14 protein-coding genes are annotated in these 11,500 nt (G+C 71.9%); 4 read left to right on the top strand and 10 right to left on the bottom strand.

The window, feature by feature from the left end:
- Window positions 1-1,185 carry a 1-deoxy-D-xylulose-5-phosphate reductoisomerase gene (gene dxr, locus BGP03_RS14670; RefSeq protein ID WP_296375956.1) on the bottom strand — a complete coding sequence of 395 codons (1,185 nt, stop codon included), beginning with the start codon at window positions 1,183-1,185 and terminating at the stop codon, window positions 1-3.
- 60 nt (window positions 1,186-1,245) lie between these two features.
- Between dxr and BGP03_RS14665 the strand changes: the two genes are divergently transcribed.
- Complete coding sequence (locus BGP03_RS14665) at window positions 1,246-1,506, top strand: DUF2631 domain-containing protein (RefSeq protein ID WP_296375954.1); 261 nt, start codon at window positions 1,246-1,248, stop codon at window positions 1,504-1,506.
- A gap of 7 nt (window positions 1,507-1,513) precedes the next feature.
- Entirely contained in the window at window positions 1,514-2,476 is a 963-nt protein-coding gene (gene ligD, locus BGP03_RS14660) for a non-homologous end-joining DNA ligase (RefSeq protein WP_298801096.1), read from the top strand.
- 41 nt (window positions 2,477-2,517) lie between these two features.
- On the opposite strand, the gene mug is transcribed toward ligD, so the two are convergent.
- Window positions 2,518-3,078: a G/U mismatch-specific DNA glycosylase gene (gene mug / locus BGP03_RS14655; RefSeq protein WP_298801095.1), complete on the bottom strand. Its 561-nt coding sequence runs from the start codon at window positions 3,076-3,078 to the stop codon at window positions 2,518-2,520.
- A 144-nt stretch (window positions 3,079-3,222) separates the two neighbouring features.
- On the opposite strand from mug, the gene BGP03_RS14650 reads away from it, so the two are divergent.
- Window positions 3,223-4,290 carry an ATP-dependent DNA ligase gene (locus BGP03_RS14650; protein WP_296375946.1) on the top strand — a complete coding sequence of 356 codons (1,068 nt, stop codon included), beginning with the start codon at window positions 3,223-3,225 and terminating at the stop codon, window positions 4,288-4,290.
- Between the two features lie 77 nt (window positions 4,291-4,367).
- Here the strand turns inward: BGP03_RS14650 and rlmN are convergent, their stop codons facing one another.
- Both rlmN and BGP03_RS14640 read right to left on the bottom strand, forming a co-directional pair.
- Window positions 4,368-5,474 carry a 23S rRNA (adenine(2503)-C(2))-methyltransferase RlmN gene (gene rlmN, locus BGP03_RS14645; protein WP_296375944.1) on the bottom strand — a complete coding sequence of 369 codons (1,107 nt, stop codon included), beginning with the start codon at window positions 5,472-5,474 and terminating at the stop codon, window positions 4,368-4,370.
- A gap of 20 nt (window positions 5,475-5,494) precedes the next feature.
- On the bottom strand, window positions 5,495-6,025 hold the full coding sequence (locus BGP03_RS14640) for a hypothetical protein (protein WP_298801093.1): 531 nt from the start codon (window positions 6,023-6,025) through the stop codon (window positions 5,495-5,497).
- Between the two features lie 92 nt (window positions 6,026-6,117).
- On the opposite strand from BGP03_RS14640, the gene BGP03_RS14635 reads away from it, so the two are divergent.
- The gene (locus tag BGP03_RS14635; RefSeq protein ID WP_296375941.1) at window positions 6,118-6,534 is read left to right on the top strand and encodes a Rieske (2Fe-2S) protein; all 417 of its coding nucleotides are present in this window, start codon (window positions 6,118-6,120) and stop codon (window positions 6,532-6,534) included.
- A 34-nt stretch (window positions 6,535-6,568) separates the two neighbouring features.
- Here BGP03_RS14635 and BGP03_RS14630 read toward each other — a convergent pair whose 3' ends face one another.
- The 6 genes from BGP03_RS14630 to rpsB all read right to left on the bottom strand — a co-directional run bounded on the left by BGP03_RS14630 (window position 6,569) and on the right by rpsB (window position 11,291).
- A complete protein-coding gene (locus BGP03_RS14630) occupies window positions 6,569-7,258 on the bottom strand; it encodes a class I SAM-dependent methyltransferase (RefSeq protein ID WP_298801092.1) in 690 nt (229 codons plus the stop codon).
- Window positions 7,255-8,103 carry a phosphatidate cytidylyltransferase gene (locus BGP03_RS14625; RefSeq protein ID WP_296376036.1) on the bottom strand — a complete coding sequence of 283 codons (849 nt, stop codon included), beginning with the start codon at window positions 8,101-8,103 and terminating at the stop codon, window positions 7,255-7,257. Before BGP03_RS14625 ends, BGP03_RS14630 begins: the two co-directional genes overlap by 4 nt.
- 43 nt (window positions 8,104-8,146) lie before the next feature.
- Window positions 8,147-8,704 (bottom strand): ribosome recycling factor, encoded by a 558-nt coding sequence (gene frr / locus BGP03_RS14620; protein ID WP_296375937.1) that lies wholly within the window; start codon window positions 8,702-8,704, stop codon window positions 8,147-8,149.
- Entirely contained in the window at window positions 8,701-9,480 is a 780-nt protein-coding gene (gene pyrH / locus BGP03_RS14615; RefSeq protein ID WP_296375935.1) for a UMP kinase, read from the bottom strand. The genes frr and pyrH overlap by 4 nt, the downstream gene beginning before the upstream one ends.
- Window positions 9,481-9,503: 23 nt before the next feature.
- The gene (tsf, locus tag BGP03_RS14610) at window positions 9,504-10,319 is read right to left on the bottom strand and encodes a translation elongation factor Ts (protein WP_296375934.1); all 816 of its coding nucleotides are present in this window, start codon (window positions 10,317-10,319) and stop codon (window positions 9,504-9,506) included.
- 81 nt (window positions 10,320-10,400) lie between these two features.
- Window positions 10,401-11,291 carry a 30S ribosomal protein S2 gene (rpsB, locus tag BGP03_RS14605; RefSeq protein ID WP_296376034.1) on the bottom strand — a complete coding sequence of 297 codons (891 nt, stop codon included), beginning with the start codon at window positions 11,289-11,291 and terminating at the stop codon, window positions 10,401-10,403.
- Between the last annotated feature and the right edge of the window lie 209 nt (window positions 11,292-11,500).

Raw genomic sequence — 11,500 nt, 5'->3', positions numbered from 1 at the left:
CTACAGGACTCCAGATCGGTGGGTGAGGGCCTGCGCCCTCGCTCGGGCCCAGTTCTCGGCCGCGAGCACGTCCTCGACGGTACCGGGGTCGGCCGACCACTCGTCGGCCACGTCGAGCACCCGTTGGAGCACGTCGGTGACGCCGGTGAACGTCAACGCCCCGGCCAGGAACGCCGCGACGGCCTCCTCGTTGGCGGCGTTGAGCACGGCGGGCAGGCAGCCCCCGCCCTCGCCGGCCTCGCGCGCCAGCCGGACGCCGTGGAACGTGTCCTCGTCGAGCGGCTCGAACGTCCAGGTGGCGGCGTCGTCCCAGCGGCACGGGGTGGCCGCGCCGGGCAGCCGCTCGGGCCAGGCGAGCGCGAGCCCGATGGGCAGCTTCATGTCGGGCGGGCTGGCCTGCGCCAGGGTCGAGCCGTCGGTGAAGGTGACCATGGAGTGGACGATCGACTGCGGGTGCACCGTGACGTCGATGCGGTCGTAGGGGATGCCGAACAGCAGGTGTGCCTCGATCACCTCGAGGCCCTTGTTGACCAGCGTGGCCGAGTTCACGGTGATCACCGGGCCCATCGCCCAGGTGGGGTGGGCCAGCGCCTGCTCGACCGTGACGTCGGCCAGCTCGTCGCGGGTGCGCCCGCGGAACGGCCCGCCCGACGCCGTGACGACCAGCCGGTCCACCTCCTCGGCCCGTCCGCCGCGCAGGCACTGCGCCAGCGCGGAGTGCTCGGAGTCGACGGGCACGAGCTGCCCCGGGGCCGCGGCGGCCAGCACGAGCGGCCCGCCGGCCACCAGCGACTCCTTGTTGGCCAGCGCCAACGTCGCGCCGGTCTGCAGGGCCGCGAGCGTGGGGCCGAGCCCGATGGAGCCGGTGATGCCGTTGAGTACGGTGTCGGCCCGCGTCGTGGAGACGAGCTCGGTGGCCGCGCCGGGACCCGACAGCACCTCGACCTTCCGCAGCCCCATCCCCGGCAGCATCCGGCGCAGCGCGGCCGCGGAGTTGACGTCGGCCACCGCGACCCGGCGCACCTCGTGCTCGCGGATCTGGCGGGCCAGGAGCATGACGTCGCTGCCGCCCGCGGCCAGCCCCGCCACCGTGAACGACTCCGGGTTGGCGGAGATCAGGTCGAGTGCCTGCGTGCCCACGGAGCCGGTGGAGCCCAGCACGAGCACGGATCGGGTACCAGTCATCACTCGCCATCATCCTCGTCCCCGATCGTTCTCGTCGAGGTGTTGTGCGACGATACGGGCGTGGCGAGGAACTCCCGTGAGCTGGCACAGCAGTCCGAAGTCGACCCCCAGGACGAGCCGTCCGCCGAGTGGGGGTGGCACGGCAGCCTGCCCGGCGGCACCATCGCCGGCGGCGTCGTCACCATCATCCTGTGCGCGGCCTTCTTCATCGGCCCGTACCAGAGCCGCACGCAGGACCTCTGGCTCGGCGGTGTCATCATCGTCGTCCTGATCGGGATGGCGCTGCAGATCCGCAAGAAGCGCAACGCCTGGCGGCGCTGAGTTCCCGGTGTCCGCGGCGGTCGAACTCGACGTCGGGGGGCGCGCGGTCCGGCTGAGCAACCCGGACCGCGTCTACTTCCCTGCGCGCGGTGAGACCAAACTGGACCTGGCGCAGTACTACATCGCGGTCTCCGAGGGCATCGTGCGCGCCCTGCGCGACCGGCCGTGCATGCTGCACCGCTTCCCCACCGGCGTCACGGGCGAGAAGGTGCACCAGAAGCGGCTGCCCCGCGGCGCGCCCGACTGGGTCGAGACCGTGCGCATCCACTTCCCCCGCTGGAACCGCACCGCCGACGAGCTGTGCGTGCAGCACCCGGCCGACGTGGTGTGGGCGGTGCAGATGTCCACGGTGGAGTTCCACCCGTGGAACTCCCGTCGCGCGGACGTCGAGAAGCCCGACGAGTGGCGCATCGACCTCGACCCGATGCCCGAGGCGTCCTACGCCGACGTCCGGCGCGTCGCCCACGTCGCCCACGAGGTGCTGGACGAGCTCGGCGCCACCGGCTGGCCCAAGACGTCCGGCGGCAAGGGCATGCACATCTACGTGCGCATCCCGCCCGACCACGGCTTCGCCGACGTCCGACGCGGCGCGCACGCGTTCGCGCGCGAGGTGGGGCGCCGCTGCGACCTGGTGGACCTCACGTGGTGGCGCAAGGACCGCAACCCGGCGTCGATCTTCGTGGACTACAACCAGAACGCCCGCGACCACACCATCGCCGCCGCGTACTCGGTGCGGGGGGTGGCGGAGGCCGTGGTGTCCACCCCGATCCGCTGGGACGAGATCGACGACGCCGACCCGGGCGACTTCACGATCGCGACGGTCCCGAAGCGGTTCGCCGAGCTGGGCGACCTGCACGCGGGCATCGACGACGCGGTCTTCCCCATCGACCAGCTACTGGAGTGGGCCGACCGCGATGCCCACGAAGGCGCCGGGGCTCCCCCGGAGCCGGAGGCACAGGAGCTCGACTGACCGCCGTGCGCGGATAACAGTGTTCCCGCACTGATATCCGCTCACGACCCCGGGGCGGCCGCTCGCAGGCGGCCGAACTCCTCCACCATGTCCGGCAGCTGCCAGTGGGCGTTGAGGCCGCTGGGGTTGGGCAGCACCCACACGCGCGTCGGGCCGATCCGCTCGTCCTGCGGGCCGACGCCGGCCTTCGGTGCCGCGAACGCCGTGCGGTAGGCCGTGATCCCGACGACGGCGAGCCACGCCGGGCGCGTCGTCAGCACGAGCTCCCGCAGCCGCACCCCGCCCGCGACGATCTCCTCGGCGCTCAGCTCGTCGGCCCGGGCGCTGGCCCGCGCCACCATGTTCGTGATGCCCAGCCCGAGCCCGCGCAGCTCGTCCTGCTCGGCGGGCAGCAGCAGGCGCGGGGTGAACCCGGAGCCGTGCAGCACCGGCCAGAAGCGGTTGCCGGGCCGTCCGAAGTGGTGCCCGGTGGCCGCCGAGACCAGCCCCGGGTTGATGCCGCAGAACAGCACCCGCAACGGCGGGTCGTCCGGTCCGGGGAGGACGTCGTCGATGGTGCGCGAGCGGGCGGCCTCGAGATCGGCGGCGGAGAAACGGGCCACAGGGGCGGAATCTACGACCTCGCAGCCCGTCGTGCTTCGTCGCAGCCCGTCGGCGCGCTGCGAGGAGCCACACGGGCTGCGACGTCAGGCTGGGGACGTCGGGCTGGGGACGTCGGGGTTGCGCGACGGTGCAGGATGGGCCGGGTGGACCTGCCCGTGATGCCGCCCGTCAAGCCGATGCTGGCCAAGGCCCAGCCCGCCATCCCCACCGGGCAGCTCTACGAGCCCAAGTGGGACGGTTTCCGCTCGATCATCTTCCGGCACGGCGACTCGGTGGAGATCGGCAGCCGCAACGAGAAGCCGATGACCCGCTACTTCCCCGAGGTCGTCGACGCGGTACTCGCCAACTTCCCCGAGCGGGCGGTGATCGACGGCGAGATCGTGGTGCTCGACCGGGAGCGCAACTCGCTGGAGTTCGAGGTGCTGCAGCAGCGCATCCACCCCGCCGCGAGCCGCGTGAACATGCTCGCCAGGGAGACGCCGGCCAGCTTCGTGGCGTTCGACCTGCTCGCGCTGGGCGACGAGGACCTCACCGGACGCCCGTTCCGCGAGCGCCGCGCGATGCTGGAGGAGGCGCTGGCCGAGGCCGCCCCGCCGGTCCACGTCACGCCGATCACCGACGACCACGCGCTCGGGCAGAAGTGGTTCGAGCAGTTCGAGGGCGCCGGCCTCGACGGGCTGATCGCGAAGAAGCCCGACGGCACCTACCAGCCCGACAAGCGCGTCATGACGAAGATCAAGCACGAGCGCACCTGCGACTGCGTGGTGGCCGGCTACCGCGTGCACAAGTCCGGGCCGGACGTGATCGGCTCGCTCATGCTCGGGCTCTACCAGGACAACGGCCACCTCGCGTCCGTCGGCGTGATCGGCGCGTTCCCGATGGCGCGGCGCCGGGAGCTGTTCGAGGAGCTGCAGCCGCTCGTCACGACGTTCGACGACCACCCGTGGGCGTGGGCGAAGCAGGAGGACGGCGAGCGGACGCCGCGCAAGGCCGAGGCCAGCCGTTGGAACAACGGCAAGGACCTGTCGTTCGTGCCGCTGCGCCCGGAGCGGGTGGTGGAGGTGCGCTACGACTACATGGAGGGCGTGCGGTTCCGGCACACCGCGCAGTTCGTGCGCTGGCGCCCCGACCGCGAGCCGGAGTCGTGCACGTACGAGCAGCTCGAGGTGGCCGTCGACTTCGACCTGGCGGAGGTGCTGGGCCTCTCTTAGGAGGTGCTGAAGAACTCCGGCCGTAGCGAGCGGCGTAATAGGCCCGAGTTCTTCAGCGCGCTCCCCGGCCTGCCCGATCAGGTCTGGGACGCCGCCAGCTGCCCGCACGCGGCGGCGATCTCGCGGCCCCGGGTGTCGCGCACCGTGCACGCCACGCCGGCGGCCTGGACGCGGCGGACGAACTCGTCCTGCACCGGCCGCGGGGAGGCGTCCCACTCACTGCCCGGCGTGGGGTTGAGCGGGATCAGGTTGACGTGCACGCGGTGCTTGCCGATGCGCTGGGCGAGCTTCCTGCCCAGGAGGTCGGCCCGCCACGGGTGGTCGTTGACGTCGCGGATCAGGGCGTACTCGATGGACACCCGGCGCCCGGTGGCCATCGCGTAGCGCCGCGCCGCGTCGAGCACCTCGTCGACCTTCCACCGGTTGTTGACCGGCACGAGCGTGTCGCGCAGCTCGTCGTCGGGGGTGTGCAGCGACACCGCGAGCGTGACGGGCAGGCCCTCGGCGGTGAGCTTGTCGATCGCGGGCACCAGCCCCACCGTGGAGACCGTGACGCCGCGCGCGGAGATGCCCAGACCGTCGGGGGCGGGCGCGGTGATGCGGCGCACGGCCGCCACCACGCGCTTGTAGTTGGCCAGCGGCTCGCCCATGCCCATGAACACCACGTTGGACAGGCGCGCCGGGGCGCCGAGGGCACCGTCGCGGGCGGCCGCGGCCGCCTGGCGGACCTGCTCGACGATCTCGCCGGTGGACAGGTTGCGCTCCAGCCCGCCCTGGCCGGTGGCGCAGAACGGGCACGCCATGCCGCAGCCGGCCTGGCTGCTCACGCACACCGTGGCGCGGTCGGGGTAGCCCATCAGCACCGACTCGGCGCGGGTGCCGTCGTGGCCCTTCCACAGCGTCTTGCGGGTGGCACCGCCGTCGCACTGCTGCTCCAGCACCGGCGTGACGAGCGCGGGCAGCAGCGCGCCCAGCGTCTCGCGGGCGGCGGCGGGCAGGTCGGTCATCTGCTCGACGTCGGCGGTGAAGCGGCCGAAGTAGTGGCGCGCGAGCTGGTCGAGGCGGAAGCCGGGCAGGCCGAGCTCGCGCGCGACGTCGCGGCGCTCGGCCGGGTCGACGTCGGCGAGGTGACGGGGCGGGAGGGCGCGCCTGGGCGCGTCGAACACGAGCGGGAGGGAAGTCATGACCCCCTCAGTGTGCCAGCTCAGCGGCGTACGCGGCCCTGTGCCTCCGCCAGCAGCCCGGTGCGTGCCGCGGCGGTGATCCAGAGCACCAGCCCGGTGATCATCCCGACGACGCCCTGCGGGTAGAGCGCGCCGGCCGAGTCCAGCGCCAGGAGCGCCCCGACGGCCCCCAGCACGAGCAGCGCACCGCCCGCGGCCAGCAGGGACCGGTCGTCGAGGAGGGCGGAGAGCGGGAACAGCGCACCGCCGGTGATCGCGCAGGCCAGCGGTACCGCGAGCTCACCGAGCGAGACCATCCCCAGCAGCGTGCTCGCGATCGCGACGAGCACGATCGCCCCGATCACGCACTGCAGGAGCTTCGTGCGGCCGCCGGGCGGGAGCGGCTCGCCCGCGCCGTGCCGGCGGCGCAGCGCGACCACGAGGCCGGCCGTGACGCCCAGGCCTGCGGCCAGGATCACGGTGCCCGGGCCGGTGGACAGCGCGGCCGCACCGACCACCCACCAGGCACCGCCGGCCAGAGCCTCCAGGTACGGGACCGTGGGATGACGCATGCCACCCACGGTAGCGAGCAACCCCACGCGGCACCCACACGGCATGTGACAGCGTTGTCGTGATCGCCTCCCTCACCCCTCAGGAGAGAACGTTGACGCCCTCCCCCGAACTGAGCCGCCGCACCGTGGTGGTCGGTGGCGCCGTCGTGCTCGGCACCGGCCTCGCCGCCACCGCGTGCGCGGGCGGCCCGCCGCCGGAGCCCGCCGCCCCCGCTGCGGCCGCCGGCACCGTGCTCGGTCCGACGTCGGACGTGCCCGTCGGCAGCGCGAAGATCTTCACCGCTCAGCAGGTGGTGGTCACGCAGGCCTCGGCCGGCACGTTCACCGGCTTCTCCACCACGTGCCCGCACCAGGGCTGCGCCGTGGCCCAGGTGCAGGGCGCCAGCATCATCTGCCCGTGCCACGGCAGCGTGTTCGCCCTCGACGGCAGCGTCACCCAGGGCCCGGCGCAGACGGGCCTCACCGCCAAGGCCGTGACCGTGAAGGGCACCGACATCACGGTGGCCTGAGGGGTCGTGCGCGAATATCAGGGCGGGAACACCGTTATCCGCGCACGGGTCGCTTGCGGCGCACGTGCAGGCGGTAGGCGACCGGGATCTCGACGCCGGGGGTCTCGGCGAGCGCCCGGTCGGCCGTGGACCGCGAGAACTCGATGCGCAGCACCGCCTCGCACGTGGCCCGGTCGGGGAAGCGCCACGTGGTGGGGATGCGCAGCAGCGAGAAGCCCAGCCCGGTGAAGAACCGCTCCGCCGCGACCGGGGAGTAGTGCGGGATGTCGGCGCGCATCCACCGGCCGTACGGGCCCTGCGTGGCGTCCAGATCGACGATCGCGACGGCCCCGCCGGCCCGCAGCACGCGCTCGGCCTCGGCGAGCCCCGGCTCGCAGCCCTTGCCGAAGAAGTACGCGGTTCGGGCGTGCACCAGGTCCACCGACGCGTCGGGTAGCGGCAGCGCCGTCGCGCTCCCCGCCCGCACGGGCCGCCCCAGTGCCCGTCCCCGTTCCACGAGCGGCGCGTAGGGCTCGACGCCCGTGACGGACGCGGCGCCGGCGAACATCGGGAGGTGGAACCCGTCGCCGCAGCCGACGTCGACCACGTCGAGGCCGTGCCAGGGCGCCGCCTCGCGCAGCGCCGCCCAGATCGCACCGTGGACGTCCTGGGCGCGGTTCTCCTGCTCGTAGACCTCGGGCCAGTGCCAGATGTTCGGGCTGGGGATCGGCGGAGCCGGTCTCATACCGGGATCAGGAGCCCCAGCACCGCCCACGCGACGACGGCGGTGGGCAGCAACGAGTCGAGCCGGTCCATCAGGCCGCCGTGGCCCGGCAGAAGGTGACCCATGTCCTTGATGCCGAGATCCCGCTTGATCAGCGACTCGACGAGATCGCCCAGCGTGGCGCTGACCACGAGCACCGCACCGGTGATCACCCCGGCCCACCACGGCCCGTGCATGAGGAACACCACACACAGCACCCCGGCCGCCATGCCTGCGACCTGCGACCCCGCGAAGCCCTCCCAGGACTTCTTGGGGCTGATCGTGGGCGCCATCGGGTGCCGGCCCGCGACCACCCCGGCCGCGTACCCGCCGACGTCCGACGCCACCACGCACAGCAGGAACGTCAACACCCGGCCCAGCCCGTCCGGGGAGACCGTCATCAGGGTGGCAAACGAGCAGAACAGCGGCACGTAGGCCGCCGTGAAGATGCCCGCGGTGACGTCCCGGACGAAGTGGGCCGAGCCCGCCCGCATCCGCCACAGCAGCGCGGCCAGCGCCGTGCCCGCGAACGCGATGGCCAGCCCGCGCAGGCCGAACGGCCACGACAGCCACACCATCGCCTGCCCGCCGACCAGCAGTACCGGTAGCGGGACGGCGATCTCGGCGCCGCGGCGCAGCGCACCCGAGAGCTCCACCGTCGCGACAGCCGTGGACAACGCCAGCACCGCGACGAACCAGTGCCGCTCGATCAGCAGCGACGCCAGGATGACCGCACCCATCCCGACACCGACCGCGATGGCGGCCACGAGAGGACGCCCCGCGCGGGACGTCCGCGGCGGCGGGCCGCCTGCTGGGTTCACGACCACGGCGGCGGCAGCGGGGAGGTCGGAGGAGGATGCGGTCACGGGCTCAGACTTCGAGGAGCTCGGTTTCCTTGTGCTTCACCAGGTCGTCGACCTGGGCGACGTACTTGTCGACCGTGCCCTGCAGCTCCTTCTCGGCACGGGCGACCTCGTCCTCACCCGCCTCGCCGTCCTTCACGATGCGGTGCAGCTCGTCCATGGCCTTGCGCCGGACGCTGCGGATGGTGACGCGCGCGTCCTCGCCCTTGCCCCGGGCGACCTTGACCATGTCGCGGCGGCGCTCCTCGGACAGCTGCGGGACGATCACGCGGATGATCTGGCCGTCGTTGCTGGGGTTGAGCCCCAGGTCGGACTCGCGGATCGCCTTCTCCAGCGCCTTGAGCGAACCGGCGTCGTAGGGCTTGATGACGACCATGCGCGCCTCGGGCACGCTGATCGACGACAGCTGGTTGAGCGGCGTCATCGCCCCGTAGTACTCGACGACCACGCGCGAGAACATGTTCGGCGTGGCCCGGCCGGTGCGGACGCTCGCGAGGTCGTCCTTGGCGACCGCGACGGCCCGCTCCATCTTCTCCTCGGCGTCGAAGAGCGTCTCGTCGATCACGACTGCCTGCCTTCCTCGGTGCTGCCTTCCTCGGGGGTGCTGACCAGCGTGCCGATCCTCTCACCCCGCACCGCACGGGCGATGTTGCCCTCGGTCAGCAGGTTGAACACGATGATCGGCATCCGGTTGTCCATGCAGAGGCTGAACGCCGTGGCGTCGGCGACCTTGAGACCCTGCTCCAGGACCTCGCGGTGGGTGATCTCGTCGTACATCTTGGCGTCGGGGTCGATCTTGGGATCGGCCGTGTAGACGCCGTCGACGCCCTTGGCCAGCAGCAACGCCTCGGCGCCGATCTCCAGCGCGCGCTGGGCGCCCGCCGTGTCGGTGGAGAAGTACGGCATGCCGACGCCGGCGCCGAAGATCACAACGCGGCCCTTCTCCAGGTGCCGGCTCGCGCGCCGGGGGATGTAGGCCTCGGCGACCTGGCCCATCGTGATGGCGGTCTGCACGCGGGTGTCGATGTGGTGCTCGCGCTCCAGGAAGTCCTGCAGAGCGAGGCAGTTCATGACCGTGCCCAACATGCCCATGTAGTCGGCGCGGGCGCGGTCCATGCCCCGTTCCTGCAGCTCGGAGCCGCGGAAGAAGTTGCCGCCGCCGATGACGACCGCCACCTGCGCGCCGCTGGAGACGACCTCGGCGATCTGACGCGCGACCGCCTCGACCACCCCCGGATCGACCCCGACGGCACCACCGCCGAACATCTCGCCGCCGAGCTTGAGGAGCACACGGCGGAAGCCTGGGCGGGTGCCGTCGGGGCCGGTCCGGAGGTCGGTCATCGTGAGAGTGTTTCCTATCGTGCTCAGGCCTGCCCGACCTCGAAGCGGGCGAAGTCCTTGACGGTGACGCCGGCGGCATCGAGCAGGGCCTTGACGGTCTTCTTCGGCTCCTGGACCGACGCCTGCTCGAGCAGGACGACGTCCTTGTAGTAGCCGTTGATGCGGCCGTCGACGATACGGGCGAGCACCTGCTCGGGCTTGCCCTCCTCGCGGGCGGTGGCCTCGGCGATGCGACGCTCGTTCTCGATCACGTCGGCCGGGACCTGCTCGCGGGTGGTGTACTGCGGACGAGCGGCGGCCACGTGCATGGCCACGCCCTTGACGAGCTCCTCGTCGGCGCCGTCGTAGGAGACCAGCGCGCCGATCGCGGGCGGCAGGTCCGACGCGCGGCGGTGCAGGTAGACCGCCACCGGGCCGTCGACGTGGATGTAGCGCTTGAGCTCGAGCTTCTCGCCGATGCGGGCGGAGAGGTTGAGCACGGCGTCCTCGACGGTGCCGTCGTCGAGCTTGGCGGCCTTGAGGGCCTCCAGGTCGGCGGGCTTCTCGGCGACGGCGACCTTGAGGACGCTGTCGGCGAGGGTCTGGAAGTCGGCGCTCTTGGCGACGAAGTCGGTCTCGCAGTTGAGCTGGACCATCGTGCCGCCCTCGGCGACGACGAGCCCGTTCGCGGTCTCGCGACCTGCTCGCTTGTCGATGTCCTTCGCGCCCTTGATACGGAGCAGCTCGACGGACTTGTCGAAGTCGCCGTCGGACTCCTCGAGCGCCTTCTTGCAGTCCATCATCCCGGAACCGGTGAGGTCCCGGAGCTTCTTGACGTCGGCGGCGGTGTAGTTCGCCATGGTGCTGCCTCGTGGTCCGTTCTCGTGGAGGGGGGACGCAACCGACCCCGGGCCGGGTGCCGGCCCGGGGTCGGCGGCGGATCAGCTGGTGGTCTGCGGGGTGCCGTTGCTGGTGGTGGCCGGCGCCGTGGTGGCGGCGGCGCCCGGCGCCTCCGCCGGGGCGGCGGCGTCGGTCAGGCTGGCACCGTCGGAACCGGCACCGACCGGGAGCAGCTCGCGCTCCCACTCGGCCAGGGGCTCGTCGGCGGCCTTGTCGTCACCGGACTTGGCCCCGCCACTGCGCTCCGAGCGGGCCATGAGCCCGTCGGCCGCGGCGCGCGCGATCACCTTGGTGAGCAGCGCGGCCGAGCGGATCGCGTCGTCGTTGCCCGGGATCGGGAAGTCGACCTCGTCGGGGTCGCAGTTCGTGTCCAGGATGGAGACGACCGGGATGCCCAGCTTGCGGGCCTCACCGACGGCGATGTGCTCCTTCTTGGTGTCGACGATCCACACCGCGGACGGGATCTTGGTCATGTCCCGGATACCACCGAGCGTCTTCTCGAGCTTGGTCTTCTCGCGGGTGAGCATGAGGATCTCCTTCTTGGTGCGACCCTCGAAGCCCCCCGTCTGCTCCATGGCCTCCAGCTCCTTCATCCGCTGAAGGCGCTTGTGCACGGTCTGGAAGTTGGTGAGCATGCCGCCGAGCCAACGCTGGTTGACGTAGGGCATGTTGACGCGGCCCGCCTCGTCGGCGATGGCCTCCTGCGCCTGCTTCTTCGTACCGACGAACATGATCGTGCCGCCGTGCGCCACGGTCTCGCGGACGAACTCGTAGGCCCGGTCGATGTACGACAGGGTCTGCTGCAGGTCGATGATGTAGATGCCGTTGCGCTCGGTGAGGATGTAGCGCTTCATCTTGGGGTTCCAGCGCCGGGTCTGGTGCCCGAAGTGCACACCGGAGTCCAGCAACTGCTTCATGGTGACGACGGGCACTGCCACATTCGCCTCTCGGTTCAGACGTGGCCCCGGGCCACGCACGCGGTTTCGCGATGCTGCCGGCCGGCGGCATCGCCCTGGCGTCGCGTCGGCGTCCGGACCTGCGAGGAGATGGCCTGCAGGACCGCCCGTCCGCCGTTTCCCACCTGGTGGGTACGCAAGCGCGCGAAGTCACCTCGAACAGCATTCGAGGTGCGGGTCGAGTG

Origin of the sequence: Pseudonocardia sp. 73-21 (assembly GCF_001899645.1) — a bacterium.
GTDB lineage: Bacteria > Actinomycetota > Actinomycetes > Mycobacteriales > Pseudonocardiaceae > Pseudonocardia.
Note: the sequence above shows the minus strand (reverse complement) of the source record. Positions and strands in the feature narration are given on the sequence as shown.